At 65.9% G+C, this 19,934-nt stretch carries 19 protein-coding genes and 1 pseudogene; 5 read left to right on the top strand and 15 right to left on the bottom strand.

The window, feature by feature from the left end; all coding sequences use genetic code 11:
• Nucleotides 1–48 precede the first annotated feature (48 nt).
• From glmM to rplM, 3 genes and pseudogenes are all read right to left on the bottom strand, one after another.
• Nucleotides 49–1,408: pseudogene (gene glmM, locus QFZ46_RS13660) on the bottom strand (phosphoglucosamine mutase).
• A gap of 14 nt (nt 1,409–1,422) precedes the next feature.
• Nucleotides 1,423–1,908, bottom strand: coding sequence for a 30S ribosomal protein S9 (rpsI, locus tag QFZ46_RS13655; RefSeq protein ID WP_307362395.1), 486 nt, complete (start codon nt 1,906–1,908; stop codon nt 1,423–1,425).
• A 29-nt stretch (nt 1,909–1,937) separates the two neighbouring features.
• The gene (rplM, locus tag QFZ46_RS13650) at nt 1,938–2,384 is read right to left on the bottom strand and encodes a 50S ribosomal protein L13 (protein WP_307362394.1); all 447 of its coding nucleotides are present in this window, start codon (nt 2,382–2,384) and stop codon (nt 1,938–1,940) included.
• Nucleotides 2,385–2,630: 246 nt separating this feature from the next.
• On the opposite strand from rplM, the gene truA reads away from it, so the two are divergent.
• Both truA and QFZ46_RS13640 read left to right on the top strand, forming a co-directional pair.
• Nucleotides 2,631–3,482 (top strand): tRNA pseudouridine(38-40) synthase TruA, encoded by an 852-nt coding sequence (gene truA, locus QFZ46_RS13645; protein ID WP_307362393.1) that lies wholly within the window; start codon nt 2,631–2,633, stop codon nt 3,480–3,482.
• Between the two features lie 47 nt (nt 3,483–3,529).
• Nucleotides 3,530–4,198 (top strand): endonuclease/exonuclease/phosphatase family protein, encoded by a 669-nt coding sequence (locus QFZ46_RS13640; RefSeq protein WP_307362390.1) that lies wholly within the window; start codon nt 3,530–3,532, stop codon nt 4,196–4,198.
• 29 nt (nt 4,199–4,227) lie between these two features.
• Here QFZ46_RS13640 and QFZ46_RS13635 read toward each other — a convergent pair whose 3' ends face one another.
• The 4 genes from QFZ46_RS13635 to QFZ46_RS13620 form a co-directional block, all read right to left on the bottom strand.
• Nucleotides 4,228–4,980, bottom strand: a complete 753-nt coding sequence (locus tag QFZ46_RS13635) for a hypothetical protein (protein ID WP_307362387.1) — start codon at nt 4,978–4,980, stop codon at nt 4,228–4,230.
• A gap of 154 nt (nt 4,981–5,134) precedes the next feature.
• Nucleotides 5,135–5,812 (bottom strand): methionine ABC transporter permease, encoded by a 678-nt coding sequence (locus QFZ46_RS13630; RefSeq protein ID WP_307362384.1) that lies wholly within the window; start codon nt 5,810–5,812, stop codon nt 5,135–5,137.
• Nucleotides 5,809–6,885: a methionine ABC transporter ATP-binding protein gene (locus QFZ46_RS13625; protein WP_307362382.1), complete on the bottom strand. Its 1,077-nt coding sequence runs from the start codon at nt 6,883–6,885 to the stop codon at nt 5,809–5,811. The genes QFZ46_RS13630 and QFZ46_RS13625 overlap by 4 nt, the downstream gene beginning before the upstream one ends.
• Before the next feature lie 3 nt (nt 6,886–6,888).
• Complete coding sequence (locus tag QFZ46_RS13620; protein ID WP_307362381.1) at nt 6,889–7,803, bottom strand: MetQ/NlpA family ABC transporter substrate-binding protein; 915 nt, start codon at nt 7,801–7,803, stop codon at nt 6,889–6,891.
• Nucleotides 7,804–7,891: 88 nt separating this feature from the next.
• Between QFZ46_RS13620 and QFZ46_RS13615 the strand changes: the two genes are divergently transcribed.
• Nucleotides 7,892–9,205 (top strand): M20/M25/M40 family metallo-hydrolase, encoded by a 1,314-nt coding sequence (locus tag QFZ46_RS13615; protein WP_307362378.1) that lies wholly within the window; start codon nt 7,892–7,894, stop codon nt 9,203–9,205.
• A 6-nt stretch (nt 9,206–9,211) separates the two neighbouring features.
• Here the strand turns inward: QFZ46_RS13615 and QFZ46_RS13610 are convergent, their stop codons facing one another.
• The 3 genes from QFZ46_RS13610 to QFZ46_RS13600 are packed head-to-tail and all read right to left on the bottom strand — an operon-like array spanning nt 9,212 to nt 12,665.
• On the bottom strand, nt 9,212–10,333 hold the full coding sequence (locus QFZ46_RS13610; protein WP_307362376.1) for an aminopeptidase: 1,122 nt from the start codon (nt 10,331–10,333) through the stop codon (nt 9,212–9,214).
• Nucleotides 10,330–11,874, bottom strand: coding sequence for an FGGY-family carbohydrate kinase (locus QFZ46_RS13605; RefSeq protein ID WP_307362373.1), 1,545 nt, complete (start codon nt 11,872–11,874; stop codon nt 10,330–10,332). The genes QFZ46_RS13610 and QFZ46_RS13605 overlap by 4 nt, the downstream gene beginning before the upstream one ends.
• Nucleotides 11,871–12,665 (bottom strand): inositol monophosphatase family protein, encoded by a 795-nt coding sequence (locus QFZ46_RS13600; protein ID WP_307362370.1) that lies wholly within the window; start codon nt 12,663–12,665, stop codon nt 11,871–11,873. The genes QFZ46_RS13605 and QFZ46_RS13600 overlap by 4 nt, the downstream gene beginning before the upstream one ends.
• Nucleotides 12,666–12,910: 245 nt before the next feature.
• Here QFZ46_RS13600 and QFZ46_RS13595 point away from each other — a divergent pair, with 245 nt between their 5' ends.
• Both QFZ46_RS13595 and QFZ46_RS13590 read left to right on the top strand, forming a co-directional pair.
• Entirely contained in the window at nt 12,911–13,711 is an 801-nt protein-coding gene (locus QFZ46_RS13595; protein ID WP_307362368.1) for a DeoR/GlpR family DNA-binding transcription regulator, read from the top strand.
• 58 nt (nt 13,712–13,769) lie between these two features.
• Nucleotides 13,770–14,585, top strand: a complete 816-nt coding sequence (locus QFZ46_RS13590) for a BtpA/SgcQ family protein (protein ID WP_307362367.1) — start codon at nt 13,770–13,772, stop codon at nt 14,583–14,585.
• An 84-nt stretch (nt 14,586–14,669) separates the two neighbouring features.
• Here QFZ46_RS13590 and QFZ46_RS13585 read toward each other — a convergent pair whose 3' ends face one another.
• Genes QFZ46_RS13585 through QFZ46_RS13565 form a run of 5 tightly spaced genes read right to left on the bottom strand, consistent with a single transcriptional unit; the run spans nt 14,670 to nt 19,921 of the window.
• Nucleotides 14,670–15,293: a DAK2 domain-containing protein gene (locus tag QFZ46_RS13585; RefSeq protein WP_307362364.1), complete on the bottom strand. Its 624-nt coding sequence runs from the start codon at nt 15,291–15,293 to the stop codon at nt 14,670–14,672.
• 2 nt (nt 15,294–15,295) lie between these two features.
• Nucleotides 15,296–16,297: a dihydroxyacetone kinase subunit DhaK gene (locus QFZ46_RS13580; RefSeq protein ID WP_307362362.1), complete on the bottom strand. Its 1,002-nt coding sequence runs from the start codon at nt 16,295–16,297 to the stop codon at nt 15,296–15,298.
• The gene (locus QFZ46_RS13575; protein ID WP_307362360.1) at nt 16,294–17,409 is read right to left on the bottom strand and encodes an ABC transporter permease; all 1,116 of its coding nucleotides are present in this window, start codon (nt 17,407–17,409) and stop codon (nt 16,294–16,296) included. Before QFZ46_RS13575 ends, QFZ46_RS13580 begins: the two co-directional genes overlap by 4 nt.
• On the bottom strand, nt 17,406–18,425 hold the full coding sequence (locus tag QFZ46_RS13570) for an ABC transporter permease (RefSeq protein ID WP_307362358.1): 1,020 nt from the start codon (nt 18,423–18,425) through the stop codon (nt 17,406–17,408). Before QFZ46_RS13570 ends, QFZ46_RS13575 begins: the two co-directional genes overlap by 4 nt.
• The gene (locus QFZ46_RS13565; RefSeq protein ID WP_307362356.1) at nt 18,425–19,921 is read right to left on the bottom strand and encodes a sugar ABC transporter ATP-binding protein; all 1,497 of its coding nucleotides are present in this window, start codon (nt 19,919–19,921) and stop codon (nt 18,425–18,427) included. Before QFZ46_RS13565 ends, QFZ46_RS13570 begins: the two co-directional genes overlap by 1 nt.
• Nucleotides 19,922–19,934: the final 13 nt, after the last annotated feature.

The raw sequence follows: 19,934 nt of genomic DNA, 5'->3' as shown, positions 1-19,934 counted from the left end.
CCGGAAACTCTTCTTCGCAGGCCTCGAGCAGTTCGGGACCGCCGGCACTCAGAGCGCCAAACGCTCCTTGACCACATCCGCGAGGCGCTGTGCGTAGGACTGAGCGGATTCAGCATCCGCCGCCTCGACCATCACTCGAACCAGCTGCTCGGTGCCGGACTTGCGCAGCAGCACTCGCCCGGTGTCTCCGAGTTCCGCCTCGACAGCGGCGACAGCATCCTGCACGCCCTCGTCGTCGGCGCAGCGATCCTTGTCGACGTCGCGCACGTTGATGAGCACCTGCGGGAAGACGGTCATGATCGACGCGAGCTCGGCGAGCGTCTTCTTCTGGCGTGCCATCTCGGCGACCAGATGCAGGCCCGACAGCACGCCGTCGCCGGTGGTGGCGAACTCGCTCATGATGACGTGGCCGGACTGCTCGCCACCGAGCGCATAGCCGCCGGCGTTCATGTCTTCGAGCACATAGCGGTCGCCGACAGCCGTCTGGCGCACGGTGATGCCGTTCGCCTTCATCGCCTTGTGCAGGCCGAGGTTGCTCATCACTGTCGCGACGAGCGTGTCGTCTGTGAGGTGTCCCCGCTCCTTCATCGCCACCGCGAGGATGGCCATGATCTGGTCGCCGTCGACGACGTTGCCGTCGGCATCCACCGCGAGGCAGCGATCAGCGTCGCCCGTCGTGCGCGATGCCGACGTCGGCGCCGAGACGCACGACCGCTTCTGCGAGATTGTCGAGGTGCGTCGAACCGACACCGTCGTTGATGTTGATGCCGTCGGGTTCGGCGCCGATGACGGTCACGTTCGCGCCGGCGTCGGTGAAAGTCTCAGGTGAGACGCCGGACGCTGCGCCATTCGCGCAGTCGAGAACGACGTGGATGCCGTCGAGCCGGTGCGGCAGCGAAGCAAGCAGGTGCAGCGCGTAGCGGTCTTCCGCGTCGGAGAACCGCTCGATACGGCCGACGGAGACACCGGTGGGCTGAAGCTTCTTCCCCGCCATCGCGGCTTCGATGCGCTGCTCGACCTCATCGGGGAGCTTCACGCCGCCGCGGGCGAAGATCTTGATCCCGTTGTCGGGCGCGGGGTTGTGCGACGCGGACACCATGACGCCGAAGTCGGCATCGTGGTCCGCGACGAGGAACGCCAGGGCCGGAGTGGGGATGACACCGGCGTCGAGAACGTCGACGCCGGATGCTGCGAGGCCTGCAGAGACTGCGGCCACGAGGAATTCACCGGAAATGCGCGGGTCGCGGGCCACGACTGCGGACAGTCGCTTTCCCTCTGACTTGCGTGCCTCCGCGGTGCGGCCCTGGCCCAGGACGACAGCTGTCGCCTGGGCCAGGGTGAGCGCGAGGTCGGCGGTGAGGATGCCATTGGCAAGTCCTCGAACGCCGTCCGTGCCGAAAAGCGGCATCGGGGCTCTCGTGCTTAACGCTTCGAGTACTGAGGCGCCTTGCGGGCCTTCTTGAGACCAGCCTTCTTGCGCTCGATGACGCGGGCGTCACGAGAGAGGAAGCCGGCCTTCTTGAGGGTCGCGCGGTTGTTCTCCTCGTCGATGCCGTTCAGCGAACGGGCGATGCCGAGACGCAGTGCGCCGGCCTGGCCCGAGTCGCCGCCACCGGAGATGCGCGCGATGACGTCGTACGCACCGACGAGGTTCAGCACCGTGAACGGGTCGTTGATCAGCTGCTGGTGCAGCTTGTTCGGGAAGTAGTCCTCGAGCGTACGGCCGTTGACCGTGATGACGCCCGAGCCGGGGACCAGACGCACGCGGGCGATGGCCTGCTTGCGACGGCCGACAGCTGCGCCGGGAACGTTGAGAACCGGACGGGGAGCCGCCTCGGTCTCAACGGTCTCCGGGCTGGAGGTCGAGTAGTTCTGAGGGGTTTCGGTGGTGTCCTGAGTATCAGCCACGAGAATGTCCTTAGTAGTCTTAGCGGCGCTTACTGGGCGACCTGGTCGAGGGTGTACGTCTTGGGCTGCTGAGCGGCGTGCGGGTGCTCTGCACCGACGTACACCTTGAGCTTCGTCAGCTGCTGACGACCGAGGCTGTTCTTGGGGAGCATGCCGCGGACGGCCTTCTCGACAGCGCGGATCGGGTTCTTGGCCAGGAGCTCCTCGTAGGAGACCTTCGTGAGGCCGCCCGGGTAACCCGAGTGGCGGTAGGCCATCTTCTTCTGGAGCTTCTGACCCGTCATCGCGACCTTGTCGGCGTTGATGATGATGACGAAGTCACCCGAGTCGAGGTGGTTGGCGAAGGTGGCCTTGTGCTTGCCGCGCAGGAGCGCTGCGGCGTGCGAGGCGAGGCGACCGAGAACGACGTCGTTAGCGTCGATGACGACCCAGTCACGCTGGATCTGCCCGGCCTTCGGGGTGTATGTGCGCGTCACAATAGTGCTGCTTTCTTGTTTCGAACGGAGAGGTTCGTGAATCCCACTCCGGGGTGGTTTTTCCCTAAGGGGTCAAACACGCCAGTGGAGGGCTCACGTTCGCGGCACTCTGCAGTCGAGTACCAAAGGGATAGCTTACGGCATCCGAGCCCCAAACGGGAATCGGCCGTGCACAGGTTCGGCCGTGGGAACCCGCCCAGCGCCGGCAGCCACTCGGGGCCGACACTTCCCGTCTAGGCTGGTTCCGTGCGAATCCGGCTCGACATCGCCTACGACGGCACCCACTTCCGCGGTTGGGCGAAGCAGCCGCAGCTGCGCACGGTGCAGGGCACGCTCGAAGCTGCGCTCGCACGCATCGTCGGCTCTGACGTGCAGTTCGTCGTCGCCGGGCGGACGGATGCCGGAGTGCACGCCGCCGGCCAGGTCGCGCACGTCGATCTCGATGACGAGCAATGGTCGCGCATCGAAGCGCGGCACGGTCGAGCGGCCCGTGATCCCGCAGGCTCCGTCGCCGGACGCATCCGCGGGGTGCTCGGCGCCTATTCCGATGTCACCGTCCACCACTCCTCCATCGCACCCGAGGGGTTCGACGCCCGCTTCTCCGCCGTGTGGCGGCGGTACCGGTACCGCATCGCCGATGACGTCGCCGGTTACGACCCCGCGCGCCGGTTCGACACCACCAGCGTCCGCGGGGAACTCGAGATCCAGGCGATGGATGCTGCGGCGCAGAGCCTCATCGGCCTGCATGACTTCGCCGCCTACTGCAAGCCTCGCGAGGGCGCGACGACGATCCGCACGCTGCTCGACTATCGCTGGCGACGCGACGCCGATGGGGTGCTCGTCGCCGAGGTGAAGGCCGACGCGTTCTGCCACAGCATGGTGCGCGCACTGGTCGGAGGATGCGTCGCGGTCGGCGAGCAGCGCCTCGACGTGAGCGATCTCGTGCTGCTGCGCGACGCGCTCGAACGCACCAGTGAGTTCAAGGTGCTCGCGGCCCGTGGTCTGACACTCACCGAAGTCGGCTACCCCGCCGACGACCTGCTCGCCGCGCGCGCCGAGCAGACACGCGCCCGGCGCGACGGCGACAGACCCGACTGAATAATCGGGCAGACCACCCCCAGCCGAACGCAGTAGCGTGGACAGCGATGAAGGTCATCTCTTACAACCTGCGCAAGCATCGTGCGGCGACCGAGCTCAAGGAGCTCGTCACCGAGCACGAGCCCGACATCCTGTGCCTGCAGGAATGCGACGTGCAGGCGCTGCCCGACGAGATCTCCGGGCTCGCGTTGGCGGATGCCACGCAGGGCAACCGGCTCGGGCTGGCCCTCTACTACCGGATGAACACCTTCCGTCTGCAGGAGATGCGTACGTTCGAGCTGAAGAAGTCGCTGCATGATCGCGTCCTGAAGCCGGCGCACGAACGTGTGCTGGGTGCGCGTCTGCAGGACATCGACGACGGTCGGGAACTGATCGTCGCATCGTTCCACGCGGCGCCGCTCACCGCGCTGAACTCGTTACGGCGCAACCAGATCCGCGCAGCACTCACCGAGCTCGAGTCGATGGGGCGCGGCATGCCGGTGCTCATGGTCGGCGACTATAACTACCCCGTGTTCAAGGAGAACCTCGGACAGACTGTCCGTGACCACGGGTACACGCTGACGCTCAGCGACGAGCGGACGTACACCCGCTACCGGGTGTTCAAGGGCCACTACGACTTCGCGACGTCGAACGGCTTCACGATCGACAGCATCCAGACCCTGCCGCAACGTTCGAGCGACCACCGCCCGATCCTGATCACGGCCGCCGTCGACTAGCGCCGCGGCGGCCGTGACCAGGCCTTCACTCACGGGTAGTTCGGGGACGGCGTCGCCCAGCCGTCGTACGGGGCGAACCTGAACGTGGGTTGCGTGGTGACTCCGACGGTCGCGTCCGCGATGACCCCGGTCGTCTCCATCGCCACAAGAGAGCGGTTGATTGCGGTCCCGGTTGGCGAGCAGGGATTCGTGAACCGGGTGCGGGTGATCGCGTACGGCGCCGACCCCCCAGAACTACCGGTCACATTCAATTCCCAGGTGATGGTGATGACGGCTCCCGGAGGAAGCGGCGCGGTCGTCACGTACCGTACGCTCGCAGTCTGATTCTGACCGGAGTTGATCGGCCCTGTCGAGCTCTGGTCGTACGTGGGCGCCCCGAGATACACGCCGCCCGTGACCGGCGTTGCGTTGCTGACGGTCCACGTCCTTGTGTTGTCGAGCGACAAAGCAAGCGTGATCTGCCCTCCCGCCGGCAGGGGTTCCGTGCCCGCGTAGGTGACCGTCGACTGCATGAACATCGTGGTGTTCGTCGCGAAGTTGCGCGCCGGCAACCCAGAGGCTGTGGTCGTGCGGTAGGGCGGCATCGAGACGACTTCGGTCTTCACGGTCAGCGGCGAGAATGCCCCTGCCGCAAGTCTGTCATCGCACGTCAGGCTCGCCGCATGTGCCGGCACCGCAGTCGCCACGGCGATGATGGGCAGAGACCATGCCGCGCCCTTGACGACTGTGCGGCGGCTCACCGCTCGCGGTTGCACCGACTGCTCGTTACTGTTCTCGTTCAACGCATTCTCCCCTTTGATTACAGCCGTCGGGCGAGGTAGCCCCCGCACGTACAACAGCTCCTGAGAAGAAGGAGGCGGTTGGGTATCAGAAGTGACGCGGCGGCGGCAAATTAGGCGACGGCGGGGATGAACCGTCCGCTGTACAGGCCCGCGCCTACCGGCGCAGCACGCGCTGCGCGAGCCAGTTGCCGAAGATCTGGCCCACCTGCACGATCACGATGATGATCGCCACGGTGACCCAGGTCGCCTGCTGGTCGAACTGGTTGTAGCCATAGATGATCGCGAAGTTTCCGAGTCCGCCGCCACCGATGTAACCGGCCATCGCCGACATGTCGACGACTGCGATGAACATGAACGTGTACCCGAGGATCAGCGGCGCCAGCGCCTCGGGGATCACGACGCCGAACAGGATCGACAGTCGCTTCGCACCGATCGCGAGCGCAGCTTCGACGACGCCAGGGTCGACGGCGACGAGGTTCTGCTCGACGACCCGCCCGATCACGACCGCAGCCATGATCGTCATGGGCACGATCGCCGCTTCGGTGCCGAGCGTCGTCCCCGCGACGAGTTTGGTGACGGGGCCCACGGCCGTCAGGAAGATGATGAACGGGATCGGCCGGATGACGTTGATCACCAGGTTCATCACGTTGAAGACGACTTTGTTGCCGAACAGGTTCCCCGGCCGCGTCGCGTACAGCACCGCGCCGATCAGAAGCCCGGCGACGCCGCCGATCACAAGGGTGACGGCGACCATGTAGATGGTCTCCTGGATCGACTGCAGCAGCACCGGCGTCAGCGAATCCCAGTTCGCGAGCGGGTGGATGCCGGTCATGCGACGCCCTCCGATCCGGATGATGATGAACCGGATGAGGGCACCGCTGCATCAGCGCGCAGCACCGACACCTTCGTGCGCCCCGAGAGTTCCCCGACGGCTTCGGCGACAGCATCCGCCCCCGCCTGCAGACGATAGGTGAGCGTGCCGAGCTGTCGCCCACGGATGTCGGTGACGCCTCCGAACACGACCGCGCGGCGCACGCCGTGCTTCTCGAACACCTCGTCGATGTTCTCGCTGGTGAACTCGTTGACGTCGACGCTCACGAGTGTGCCTCCGCCGATGATGAGGGAATCCAGGGTGTCGCCCGTCGGCACCCCCTGAGTGACAGCGGCGACGAAGCGCTCGGTGAGCTCTGCACGAGGATGCGCGAACACGCGATACGTGTCACCGCTGTCGACCACGCGACCGCCGTCCATCACGACGACCTGATCGCACAGCTCATGCACGACCGAGATCTGGTGCGTGATGACGACGATGGTGATGCCGAGGCTGCGGTTGATCTCCTTGAGCAGCGCCAGCACCTCGCCGGTCGTCTGCGGGTCAAGGGCGCTGGTGGCCTCGTCCGCGAGCAGCAGCTCGGGGTTCGCGGCGATCGCACGGGCGATGCCGACGCGCTGCTTCTGCCCGCCCGACAGCGCGCGCGGATACCGACTCGCCTTGTCGCCGATGCCGACGAAGTCGAGCAGTTCGGTGACGCGCGGTCCGATGTCGGCGCGCTTCCAGCCTGCGACCTTCAAGGGGTACGCGACATTGCCGCGGACCGTGCGCGAGTTGAAAAGGTTGAACTGCTGGAAGATCATGCCGATGCGTGCGCGGAGCCCCCGCAGCTCGGTCTCGGACGCGCGTCCGACGTCGACGCCGAGCACGTTCACCGTGCCGGCGGTGGGCTTCTCCAGCCCGTTGATCAACCGGACGAGCGTGGACTTTCCGGCCCCGGAGTATCCGATGACACCGACGATGGAGCCGCGCTCGACGCCGAGGTCGACGTCTTCGAGGGCATCGACGACGGGCCCCCGCCGCGTTCCGGGGAACGCTTTGGAGACCCGATCGAACGAGATGATGTCTGTCACTGGTTACTTCGCCGCGCGCAACTTGTCTTCGAGGCCGGTGAGCTCTTTCTGCAGGTCGGCTGCGGTCCAGTCGCCCTTGAACTGCAGGTTGCCCTGGTTCAGTTCGGTGACGGCTTCTTCGACCTCGGGCGAGTGGTACGCCTCGATGAGCTTCTCCCAGCGCGGGTCGTCCTTGTTCTCTTCCTTCACGACGAAGGCGTTGATGTACGGCGCGAGCTCGGGGTTGTCGAGGTCTTCCTTGAAGATGATCAGGTCGTCGCCGAGCCCGCCCTTCTGGGCCTGGGTGTTGTTGACGATGGCGGCCTGGGCGCTGCCGTCCTTGAGAGCGGTGACCGTCTGGTTCGAATCGACGGGCAGGATCTCGATCTTCTTGGAGGTGATGTCTGCCTCGGTCGAGAAGGCATCACCGCCGTCCTCGAGCTCGAGCAGCCCTGCGCGCTGCAGGTTCAGCAGGGCACGGGCCAGGTTGGTGGGGTTGTTCGGCAGCGCGACGGTCGCGCCCTCGGGGATCTCCTCGACGCTCTTGTACTGCTCGGAGTACAGCGCCAGCGGATACACGGCGGTCGCACCGACCGGCACGAGCGTGCCGCCGCTGTTGACGTTGAAGTCGGAGAGGAAGATCAGGTGCTGGAACAGGTTCACATCCAGCTCGCCGTCCTGAACGCCCTGGTTCAGCTGCACGGCGTCGGTGATGGTGCGCACCTCGAGCTCGATGCCCTCTTCTGCAAGCTTGTCCTTGAGGATCGTCCAGTGCTCTTCGGTACCGTCATCCGCACCGAGCACGATCTTCGTCTCATCTGCGCCGGTGTCGGCAGGCTCTTCGCTTCCCGCGCACGCTGCCATCGACAGGGTCAGCGCGCCGGCTGCCAGCACGCCGATGGCGGAAAGGATCTTGTTCTTCGCACGGGAGTTGTTCACGAGAGAGAGTGAATCACGCGCTCAGCGCATCTCCGATTCGGACGGTAATGGCGCGTAACGCGCCCGGTCCGCCCCATACGCTGGGCACGTGACCCTGAGCCGGCTGGAGGAGGAAGCGCTCGGTTTCGTGCGCGACCTCATCCGTATAGACAGCATCAACACCGGCGACCTCTCGACGATCGGCGACGGCGAGACGCGTGCTGCGCGGTTCGTGCAGGCCAGCCTGGAGGAAGCGGGGATCGAGACCTCTTTCGTCGAACCCGTTCCGGGGCGCGGGAGCGTGATCGCCCGCCTTCGCGGGACGGATCCGGATGCCGGCGCGCTGATCGTGCACGCCCACCTCGATGTGGTACCGGTGAACGCAGATGCTTGGACCCATCCGCCGTTCAGCGCGGAGATCGAGGACGGACTTCTCTACGGCCGCGGTGCCGTCGACATGAAGAACTTCGCTGGCGTGATCCTGGCGGTGGCGCGGCACTTCGCACGTTCCGGCATCCGCCACCGGCGCGATCTGATCTTCGCGTTCCTCGCCGACGAGGAGAGCGGCGGAGTATGGGGCGCGTCGTGGCTGGTCGACAACAGACCGGACCTCTTCACGGGCGCGACCGAGGCGATCAGCGAGGTCGGCGGATTCTCCGTGCCGCTCGTCGATGATCGCCGCGCCTACCTGTTCGCGACGGCGGAGAAGGGCGTCGGCGGATTGCGCCTGATCGCGCGCGGCGAGGCGGGGCATGCGTCCAGACCGCTGCCGAGCGATCCCGTGCCTCAGCTCGCCGGAGCCGTCGCCCGGATCGGCGCGCACCGCTTCCCCGTCGTGCGCACGCCGGCACTGTCGCGGTTTCTCGCCGTGTTCGGCGAGGCGCGGGGCGTGACGTTCACAGACGAGAATCTGGATGCCGAACTGGAGGATCTCGGATTCGTCGGGCGGGTGATCGCTGCGGCAGCGCGGAACACGGCAGCGCCGACGGTGCTGCGCGCCGGAGACAAGAGCAACATCATCCCCGGAAGCGCAGAGGCGCTCGTCGACTACAGGGCGCTGCCCGACGGCGAGGACGACCTGCTCGCCGAGGTCGAGCGTCTCGCCGGCGAGACCGTCGAAGTGGAACGTCTTCGGTCCATGAAACCGGTCGCGTCTCCCGTCGACGGCCCGTTCGTCGAAGTGATCTCCGCTGCTCTGACAGCGGAAGACCCCGATGGGGTCGTGGTGCCCTATCTGCTGCCGGCATCCACAGACAACAAGCACTTCGCGCGTCTCGGCGTGAACGGCTACGGCTTCGTGCCGCTTCGCGTTCCCGACGACTTCGACGTCTATGGACAGTTCCATTCCGCGGATGAGTGCGTGCCGGTGGAGAGCCTGTACTTCTGCGCGCGAGTGACCGCGGGGATCCTCGCGACGGCGTAGCGAGCGCTAACCTGCCAGCCCCGGCCAGACGACGCGTCCTGCATCGACGATCGGGCGGCCGTCGATCGCCAGTGTCCCTGGTCCGCCGACCGCATCGACGCGAAGATCCTTGACGATGTCCCAGTGCAGCGTCGACTCGTTGATACCGCCGCACTGCGGGTACGCGCGCCCCATGGCGATGTGCACGGTGCCGAGGATCTTCTCGTCGATGAACAGATCCCCCGTCCATTGCTGAACAGTGCTGCTCAACCCGATGCCCAGCTCTCCGACGCGGTGAGATCCCTCGTCGGTGTCGATGAGAGCGCGAGCGACCTCGGCGCCTCGATCCGCGCGCACCTCGACCACGCGTCCCGCCTCGAATCGCAGGTACAGGTTCTCGAACACCTCGCCGGCGAAGACAGTGGCCCCGGGAAAGGTGATGTGACCATCCACCTGGTCGTCGACGGGTGCCGTGGCGACCTCACCGTCCGGAAGATTGGCTTCTCCAGCGAACAGGGCCGCCGTGCGCCCTTCGATCCCCAGGCGCAGTTCGGTGTCGGTCGACGTGATGGTGACAGTGGTGCCGGCGTCGATCGCATCGCACACCGATTGCCAGCGGGTCTTGGCTGCATCCCAATCGTCCAGAGCTCCGGCGAAGAAATCATCGAGCAGCGCCGTGGGCGCCACTCCGATCTGCTCCGCCCAGGCCGGGGTGGGTATGCGCACGATCGCCCATCGTGTGTTCTGCCAGCGCAGCGTCGAGATCGCGCCCTTAGCCCGCCGTTGCGCGGCCAGGCGCTCCGGGAAGTCTGCGGGTCGTGCCGCTTTCGACGGCTCTGGCCACAGCATGGAGCGGAACGAGACGTGCACGGTCGACCACTTCATCGCCGCGGCTTCCACGGCCGGCGGCTCCGCGATCTGCTCGAGTGCGGAGTGGGCGAGTTCCTCGATATCGGCCAGCTCCGGCTGGTACACGGTCTGCACCATCGCACCGCGGCGCATCGCCACTCGGATCAGCGCATGCGCCGCCGGCAGCGCCGAGTCGTCGTTGACGAAGATGCTCACGCGATCCCCCGAAGCGACTGCCAGACGCTCGGCGAGGTGCTCGCCCAGATCGGCCCAGCGAGGGTCTGATGAAGCGTCGGTCATTTCTGGGTCTCCGTTTCGTCGGCTGTGCGGGGATCGGACAACACGGAGACGATCTCGCGCGTCGCGGTGTCGAGAAGCTCGAAGGCCGCGGCCTGGCGGGCGTAGAGATCGGCGAACTCCGCGCGCGGGGCCACCGTCCGCTGCACGCTCACCCAAGCGGAGATGCTCTGGACGTCATCGAGGATGCCCACGGCCATCGCCGCGAGCATCGCGTCCCCGAAAGAGGCGCCGAGCCCGGGCACGGCTTCCTGCGTGAGTCCGGAGACGTCGCTGACCGCCTGCAGCCAGACGGCGTTCTTCGTGCCACCGCCGACAGCGCGCACGCGCCGTGGTTCGAGGCCGTCATCACCGAACCTGCGCAGCACCCGGCTCACGCCCTGGGCGATCGACTCGACGACGGCGCGCGCCATGTCGCCCCTCGTGTGCTGCATCGTCAGACCGATGAAGCCGCCCCTGGCCTGCGGGTCGCCGCTAAGGTATGGCAGGGCAACCAGGCCGCGGGCACCCTGAGGAGATGATTCCGCCGCGACGGTGAGTGCGGAGTAGAGCTCATCGCTGCCGCCGGAGTGCGGGTCGAGCAGGTTCGCGAACCACCGGGTGAAGCTGCCGGCAGTGGGGAGGCTCGCCGCCACCAGATGACTTCCAGGGAAGAGGAACGGCGCAGGCCAGAGAGTGTTCGAGCTGTGCGCGTGGTCGAGCACCTCGATGATGAAGTGCGACGACCCGTACATGATCATCATGTCGCCCGGTTCGGCGACTCCCGCGCTGAACGCTTCGGCGACCGCATCCGGCGCGCCGACCAGCACCGGTGTTCCGATCGCCAACCCGGTCGCCGCCGCGGCATCGGAATGGATGCGGCCTGCGATCTCGCTGGACCATGCGGGCTCGGGCAGCTGCTCTCGCCGCAGCATCGTCGGCGCACCGTCAAGGTTCCACGTCATGACGCGACGATCGTAGAACGGGTGGAAGTACGCGGCAGTGGCGTGATCCACACGCCACTGCCCCGTCAGCCGACCGACCACGAATGTCTGGCAGGTGACGAAGCGATGTGCACGCGCGAAGATCTCCGGCTCGTTCTGCTCGATCCAGAGGATCTTCGGTCCGGCCGACTGCGAGCTGAGCGGTGTGCCTGAGCGCGCGAGGATCTCCTCCCGCCCGAACGAGCGATTCAACTGGTCGATCTGATCCTGCGCCCTCGAGTCGACGGCATACAGCATGGCGTTGCGCAACGGCTCCCCCGCCGCATCGATCGGAAGCACGCAAGGACCGATGCCGCTGACGGCGACGGCGCGGACGGCTGCCGCGTCGACGCCAGAGCTCGAGAGCAGCGCTCGGGCGATCTCGACGAAACCGTCCCACCACACGCTGCGCGGATCGTGTTCGACCCGCCCCTGACCTGGAGTCAGCACCGAATGCGGCCTGCGGTGCTGAGCGACGATGCGGCCGTCAGCTGCCACCAGGACACCCTTCGCCTCATATGTGCCGATGTCGACGCCCATGACGACGGCGGATGCCGAGTCTTCAGCCGCTTCGGAATTCACGCACTTCCTCCGTCCGTCATGGCGCGCGGTGGCCGACCGTGCGCGATGATCGCGCCGCGCCCCAGGCCCTCGGGCCGTGCGACCTCCGCACCGGCTTCCTCTGCGATCAGCGCGCCTGCGGCCCAGTCGTACACGAACAGGTCCGTCTCGACGAATGAGGCGAAGACCCCCTCCGCGACGAGGCACAGTGCGTATGCCGCCGTTCCCAGGCTGCGCATGTCATCGTAGTCGCGCATGCGCTCGCGGATGTCATCGAGTTGGCGGATCCGCGCCTCGGGGTCGTACGACAGCCCGACTCCGAGCAATCGCGGCGCCCCGGGTGCGGGGGTCGCTGTCAGCTCGACCGCCGTCCCGTCTGCGAAGAGTTTCTGTGCGCCGGCGCCGACAGCCGCCGCATATGTGGTGGCGCTCGCAGACAAATGGATCGCCCCGGCGAGCCATTTCTCGCTAGTGGAGTCGTATACCGCCACCGACGTGCAGTGCAGCGACAGACCGTGGACGAAGTTGCTGGTGCCGTCGATGGGATCGATGAACCACTCGAGCCCGGTACTGCCGGTTCCCGAATCCGGCAGTTCCTCACCGACGATGCGGTCATCCGGGCGGGCAGCGGAGAGGTGCTCACGGATGCGCAGTTCGACAGCGCGGTCCACTTCGGTCACCACGTCGCCGGGGATCTCCTTCGCGATGGCGGTTCGCGGAACAGATGCGTGCGTCAGCGCCTCACCGCCAAGCTGCGCGGCGGTGGTCGCAAGCGTGCGGAGCTCCTGCAGTGTCGGAGTGCTCGTTGCCATGCTGACTCCCCACCCTCTGTTAGATATTCACGCGAACGATGCGTGACCGCTGTTAGCCAATCTCATCATACGTCGTTGCCCGACGAGCACAAGGAACGGTCCCAGTTCGCTGTGAACGAGAGGAAGCACCTCCTCTCAGGTCATCGATCACCGCCACGCCGAAGACTGGACGCGAGGGAGCATTGCGTGCAAGACTGTTGAATCGTGTGAGATATTCACACTCAACGGATCGAGGAGGATGCCACGTGGTCAAACCTGGTAACAGCCGAACTCAGCAGATCCGTGAGCGGCTCCTCGCCGACGGCGAGATCGAGTTCAGCGTCCTGGCCGCCGAGTTCGGCGTCTCCGAGATGACCGTACGACGCGATATCGATCTGCTCGAAGCCGAAGGGCTCGTTCGCAAGGTGATCGGCGGCGCGATCGCCCTCAGCAAGATCTCTGAGCCGACCTTCGAAGCCCGCTCGCATCTCGATGTCGCGAGCAAGCAGCACATCGCCGAATACGCGGTCGCCCAGCTCTCCCCGCATGAGACCGTCGTCCTCGACAGCGGAAGCAGCGCCCTGGCCGTGGCACGCGCAGTGCGCGGACGGGAACTGGGGCTCACCATCGTGACGCCGAGCCTGCTCGTCGCGACCGAGCTCCGATCCGAACCCGATACGACGATCCTCCTCACCGGAGGGCTGTTGCGGCCCGGGGAACTCAGCCTGATCGGTGCTGAAGCGGTCGAGAGTTTTCGCCGCTACAACTGCGACACCTTCATCATGGGGGTCGCGGGGATCCACCCTCGTCGAGGATTCACGGACTATCACCGAGATGAGAGCGCGGTGAAGCGCGCAGCGATCGAGGCGTCAGACAGATTGATCGTGCTCGCTGACCAATCGAAGATCGGACGCGCTCAGCTCAGCAGCATCGCCCCGCTGTCTGCTGCCGAGCTGATCGTGACGGATGCGGCATCCGACTCCCCCGCGCTCAGCGCGGCCACCGCCGCCGGCGTCTCCGTCGTCAGCGTGACGGCGGCGCCCGGAGGCGCCGTCACGACCACGTGATGATGGCGCATCCGATCTCCTGCTCTCCACCCACCACTCCAACGAAGAAGGAACACTCATGACCACCTGGCTCGATGATGTCTTCACCGCCCCCAAGCCGATCATCGCCATGCTGCACCTCGAAGCGCTGCCGGGCGACCCGGGGTACGACTCGAAAGCCGGCATCCGCGCCATCGTCGACCGTGCGCGGGAAGAACTCGAGGCGCTCCAGACCGGCGGCGTCGACGGCATCATGATCTCCAACGAGTTCAGCCTTCCCTACCTCACCAAGACCGAGCCGATCACTGCGATCTCGATGGCGCGCATCATCGGCGAGCTGCTCCCCGAGCTTTCGACCCCATACGGGGTGAACGTCCTGTGGGACGGCCAGGCATCGATCGATCTCGCCCTGGCGACCGGCGCACAGTGGGTGCGCGAGATCTTCACCGGGGTCTATGCCTCCGACTTCGGACTGTGGAACACCAACGTCGGCGAGATCGCGCGCTACCGTCAGCGAATCGGCGCGGGAGACGTGAAGATGCTGTTCAACATCGTTCCGGAATCGGCGGCGTACCTCGCCGAACGTGATCTGCGCTCCATCGCGCAGAGCACCGTGTTCGTCGCATCCCCTGACGCGCTGTGCGTCTCGGGTCTGACCGCAGGAGCCCCGACCGACACGCAGGCGCTGCGCGTCGTCAAGGATGTCGCCGGTGACACTCCCGTGTTCGTGAACACCGGAGTGCGCCCGTCGAACGTCGCCGAGCAGCTCTCCGTCGCCGACGGCGCCGTCATGGGCACGTTCTTCAAGGAGGACGGCAAGTTCGAGAACCGCGCCAAGGTCGAGCGTGTCCAGGAGCTCATGAGCGCCGTGAAGGACTTCAGGAACACCCTCTGATGCGGAACGAGATGAGGGCCGAAGCGGTCATCGCCTCGGCCCTCATCTCGGCCGACGAACGTCGACAACGGATACTGACAGCGCCTATTTCACGTCGACGCCAGCGATCTTCCACGACTCGACGAACCGCTGCAGTGCCGTGGCACCAGGATCTGCCATGCCGATGCTGCGCTCCTGCAGCCACGAAGCGCGTCCGCGGCGCGACTGGAGGTGCTTGGTGTTCTCCACCGCTGCTGCGGCGGCGGTGATCGCAGCATCCAGCGCCTCGTCGGCATCGGTCTGATCGACGAGGGCGTCCGCGACCGCTGCGAGGCCGTCGAGGATCGTCTTGTCGCCGATCTGCGTCTTGCCGCGCTGAGCGATGCTGGTCGCGGCGGCTGCGGCGAAGGCCTGCGCGTCGGCGATCGTCACATCCGCGACGTCTGCCCACACTCGTGATCCGGCAAGCAGCGCACCGGCCACCAATGCGGCCATGGTCGATGGGTTCGCATTGGCGAAGGCCTTTGCGCTCGCCCTCGCGATATCGACAGGAGTCGCTTCGGCTGGGAGCTGTTCCAGTGCGGCGATCACTGCGGCAGAGCCCGCCGAGATCGTGATGCCGAGATCGCCATCGCCCAGGGCCTGGTCCAGATCTCGCAACTCGTCCGCCGAGTCGATCAGCACCGCGAGGCTGCCGCGGATGCGGTCGTTCAGTTGTTCGGCTTCCATGTTCAACCCTCCTGGAAGAACGGCGACTTCGCGGGCGCTTCGAGCAGCGCAAGTCGCTCATCGTTCAGTTCGAGCAGCGAGATCGAGGCGCCGGCCATCTCGAGGCTCGTCGCGTACTCGCCGACGTAGTTCTTGGCGATCTCGATGCCGGACTCCGCGAGGATCTGGTGGGTTCGGCGGTACAGCACGTAGAGCTCTTCCAGCGGAGTCGCTCCGAGACCGTTGACCATGACAGCCACGCGAGCGCCGGACTTCAGATCGAGGTCGGCGACGAGCGCCTCGACCACGTGATCTGCTATCTCATCCGCGGTCTCAAGCGGCCCGCGACGGCTGCCGGGTTCCCCATGGATGCCGATACCGATCTCCATCTCACCCTCTTCGAGTTCGAAACTCGGCCGGCCGGTGGTCGGAAGGATCGTGGGCGCGAGTCCGATCCCCATGGTCGCGGTGTGCTCGATGACGTCCTCGGTGATCGCTGCGACCTCGTCGAGGGAATCGCCACGCTCGGCGGCGGCGCCCGCTGCCTTGTAGGCGAAGATGATTCCCGCCACGCCACGCCTGTCGAGCTTGCGCTCCCTGGGCTGGCTGGCCACGTCATCACGACCGAGGACCGTGCGCGTCGAGATGTCCTCGAGCTCGGCGAGATCGGCCGCCAGATCGAAGTTGAGCACGTCGCCGCCGTAGTTGCCGTACAAGTACAGAACTCCGGCGCCACCGTCGACTGCCTTCGTGGCTTCGAAGATCTGATCCGAGCTCGGCGAGCTGAAGACGTTTCCGATGGCGACGGCTGAGCAGAGTCCGGTCCCGACGTACCCCTTGAAGAGAGGCAGATGGCCGGAGCCGCCGCCGGTCACGATTCCGACGTGCCCCTGGCGCGGGGCATCCGCACGTGCAAGCACTCGCAGATCGTCACCGGGCGTCTTCACGAGGTCGGGGTGTGCGAGGAGGATTCCTTCGACGAACTCGTCGACGAACGACTCCGGTGCATTGATGATCTTCTTCACGGCCGTGTGCCGTCCTTTCCTCGTTTCGCGGTGGCGATCGCCACCGTCTCGCTGGACGACCCTGGCGAGGCCCGCCGTCGGCGACGGAATCTGAGCTGGTCGAAGACCATCACCGCGATCAGCAGCACGCCTTGAGCGATGGCGTACTCGTATGCCGACAGTCGCAGGGCCGTGAACCCGCTGGAGACGACCTGCAGGGTGAGAGTCGCCAGCACGACGCCGGTCACTGTGGCGAAACCGCCGTTCGGGTTGGTCCCGCCCAGAACCGCGATGACGATGGCCAGCAGCACATAGCTCGAGCCGTAGTCGGCGCTGGCCGACGGGTTCCGCGAGAGGAAGACCAATCCGGCGATCCCCCCGAGCAGCCCGCTGATGATGTACGTGAGCATCAACGTGCGGCGCGCGCTGATGCCGGAGTATCGCGCGGCGACCGGGTTGGCGCCTTGCAACTGAATCTTCCGTCCGATCGGAGTCCGATCGACCACGATGGCCAGCAGCACCGCGACGATCAGCAGGATCAGGAACAGCACGGGGATCCCGATGACCGTCGCCTTGCCGACCATCTGCAGCGCCGAAGGCGCTCCCGAGATAGTCAGTCCGCCCGTCCACACCAGCGCAAGCCCGTTGAACAACTGCATGGTGCCGAGTGTGGTCAGGATCGGCGTGATTCCGACCACGCTGATCAGCACGCCGTTCACCGCGCCGAGAAGCGCTCCCATCACCACGCCGGCGAGGATGATGAGCCCCGAAAGCGACTCTGCCGTCTGTGCACCAGCGCCGACCGAGATCGCCGTGTACAGCGATGACACCGTGATCGCGGACACGTTCGCGATCGCCACGATCGACAGATCGATCCCGCCAGTGAGCATGGCGAGCATCATGGCCAGGCCGATCAGGCCGATCTCGGGAGCCGCGACCCCGATGTTCTGAAGGTTCACCGGGTTGAGGAACACCCGCGGATTCATGATCGCGAAGAACGCGAACGTGATCACCAGAAGCAGCACCATGCGACCGGCGCCGCGCGGCACCTGGATTCGGGAGACGATGCCGGCGAAGCCGGCATCGAGTTTCTGATTGGCGTCACGCAGGCCGTTCAGGTCGTTGCCGCTCATGCCTTGCTCACCTCCTCCTCGACCAGGACGGGTTGCCGCCTGGATCGCATCGCCGCCAGTGCCTGGATCGAGACGCCGACGATCAGCAGCATGCCGACTGCGGCACGCTGCCAGGTGCTCGGCACACCGATCAGCACCAGGTTGTTGTTGATGAGCTGAACCAGTACGACGCCCAGCACCGTGCCGAACACCGATCCACGACCGCCGAAGATCGACGCGCCACCGAGGACCACGGCCGCGATGATGTCCAGTTCCGTGCCCACCAATGTCTGCGGGTTGGCGTTCTTGCCGAGGATCACGAAGATCACGCCTCCGAACGCCGCGAGCGCACCCACGAGCACGTACAGGATGACCTGAGTGCGAACGACCTTGATGCCGACGCGTCGCGCCGCCTCAGCGTCTCCGCCGATCGCGAAGATGCTTCGGCCGAACGTCGTGTACTTCAGCATCCACCAGATCACGACGACGATCATGACGACGGGAACGAGCATCCCGTGCAGGTAGCCGGCCCCCGGAACGTCGAGGAGATGCGTATCTCCCGCCTCGGCGACACTGTCGGGCAGTTTTGCGGCCGAGATGTAGGTGGATCCGATGTACGTCAGCAGAATGCCCTTGATGATGCCCTGGGTACCCAGTGTCACGATCAGCGTCGGCAGCCGGAACCGCGCGATCACCACGCCGTTGAGCAGGCCCCAGAGCGCTCCGATCACGATGGCGATGGCGAAGACGCCGACGATGGAGGGGTCGAAGCTGGCCTCGGAAGACCACGCGACGGTCGTATAGGCCGCGAAGATGGCGATCGCGGGGAAGGAGACGTCGATACCGCCCGAGATCATGATCAGCAGAACTCCCAGCGCGAACACCAGGGGAACCAGGGAGCTGCGCGCGAGGCTGAAGAACGTGCCCGGGGTGAAGAACGCCGGGCTGGCGATCGACATGAGCACGATCACCACGATGATCACGGCGAGGAGCACGCCCTCGTTGTTCGCGCCGCGCAGGCGTCGCAATATCTGCATCAGGCGGTCATCCTCATCTGAATGTTGTCGACGTCGATCTCGTCGCCGGCGATCTCTGCAACGATGCGACCGGCGCGAACGATCAGCACACGGTGGCAGCTCGTGACCAGCTCGGGGATGTCATCCGAGATCACGATGATTCCCATCCCCTCGGCCGCCTGTTCGCGAAGAATCGCGAAGATCTCTTCCTTGGAGCCGATGTCGACCCCGACGGTGGGACCGTTCAGCATCAGAACCGACGGCTTGCGATCGAGCCATTTCGCGATCACGACGCGTTGCGCGTTTCCTCCAGAGAGACTTCGCACCGGCGCCTGGACATTGGGAGCCTTGATCCGCAGACGAGCGAACAGGTCGGCCATGGAGCGTGCGATGCGCCTGCGATCGAGCACCAGCGCTCTGCTGCGGTACTTGTCGAGCGACGAGGCCACCATGTTGTCGGCGATCGACTTCTCCAGAAACAGGCCCTGCGTGAGGCGATCCTCCGGGACATACCCGATGCCCGCCTTCACGGCATCCGCAATCGAGCGGATGCGCCCCTCGCGTCCGTTGATGACGATGGTGCCCGTGTCGGCCGGGGCGACGCCGAACAGAGCTTCAGCGATCTCGCTGCGCCCAGATCCGAGCAGACCTGTGATGCCCAGGATCTCGCCGGAGGCGAGACTGAAGCTCGCGTCGCTGAATGCCCCCTCCCGTCCGAGACCCTCGACCACGAGCAGCGGCTTCCGGTCTGGAGCGAGATCATCCACGAGACGCTCTTCGCTGACCTCGCGTCCGGTCATCGCCTTCGCGATGGAACGCGCGGTGAAATCGACGGCTGCGCCGGATTCCACCACAGCGCCGTTGCGCACGACGGTGACGTGCTGAGAGATGGCGAGCACTTCATCGAGCTTGTGGCTCACGAACACGACGGCCACGCCGCGCTCCTGCAAACGCCTGACGATCGTGAAGAGTCGCTGAACCTCCGAGTGGGTGAGGGCCGTGGTCGGCTCATCCATGATCAGCACGCGAGCCTCACCGACCAGCGCGCGGCAGATCGCGATCAGCTGCCGGTCGGCGACGGACAGATCTGCGACGTCGGCGTCGAGGTCGATGCGCAGCCCCAGGTCGGTGACGATCGCCTCAGCCGCGGCACGGATGCGCTTGCGCGACGAGATCTTGCGCCGGTCGGCCAATTCACTCAGCATGGCGATGTTCTCGGCCGCCGTCAGATTGGGGAAGAGCGAGAAGTCCTGGTAGATCACCTGGATGCCGGCACGGATCGCGCTGCTCGGCGTCGTGTGCGGGTGGGACTCGCCATCGATGACGATCTCTCCGGAATCCGGGCGCTCGACACCGCTGATGATCTTGATGAGAGTGGACTTGCCGCTGCCGTTCTCACCGGCGAGGCAGTGGACTTCGCCGGACACGAGCGACAGCGAGACGCCGTCGAGCGCGCGGACGCCACCGTAGGTCTTGATGATGTTGCGAACCTGCAGCACTGGTTCGGAGGATGTCATGAGATCAATTGCT

It is taken from the genome of Microbacterium murale, from assembly GCF_030815955.1.
Lineage (GTDB): Bacteria > Actinomycetota > Actinomycetes > Actinomycetales > Microbacteriaceae > Microbacterium > Microbacterium murale_A.
The sequence above is the reverse complement of the archived record's forward strand: the minus strand, read 5'-3'. Positions and strand labels throughout refer to the sequence as shown.

What these genes read in the sequence shown, in the direction of transcription:
- QFZ46_RS13640 (WP_307362390.1), top strand. Translation starts at nt 3,530, where the DNA reads ATGAAGGTCATCTCTTACAACCTGCGCAAGCATCGTGCGGCGACCGAG.
- QFZ46_RS13630 (WP_307362384.1), bottom strand. Translation starts at nt 5,812, where the DNA reads ATGACCGGCATCCACCCGCTCGCGAACTGGGATTCGCTGACGCCGGTG.
- QFZ46_RS13610 (WP_307362376.1), bottom strand. Translation starts at nt 10,333, where the DNA reads ATGACCGACGCTTCATCAGACCCTCGCTGGGCCGATCTGGGCGAGCAC.
- QFZ46_RS13600 (WP_307362370.1), bottom strand. Translation starts at nt 12,665, where the DNA reads ATGGCAACGAGCACTCCGACACTGCAGGAGCTCCGCACGCTTGCGACC.
- QFZ46_RS13590 (WP_307362367.1), top strand. Translation starts at nt 13,770, where the DNA reads ATGACCACCTGGCTCGATGATGTCTTCACCGCCCCCAAGCCGATCATC.
- QFZ46_RS13585 (WP_307362364.1), bottom strand. Translation starts at nt 15,293, where the DNA reads ATGGAAGCCGAACAACTGAACGACCGCATCCGCGGCAGCCTCGCGGTG.
- QFZ46_RS13575 (WP_307362360.1), bottom strand. Translation starts at nt 17,409, where the DNA reads ATGAGCGGCAACGACCTGAACGGCCTGCGTGACGCCAATCAGAAACTC.
- QFZ46_RS13570 (WP_307362358.1), bottom strand. Translation starts at nt 18,425, where the DNA reads ATGCAGATATTGCGACGCCTGCGCGGCGCGAACAACGAGGGCGTGCTC.
- QFZ46_RS13565 (WP_307362356.1), bottom strand. Translation starts at nt 19,921, where the DNA reads ATGACATCCTCCGAACCAGTGCTGCAGGTTCGCAACATCATCAAGACC.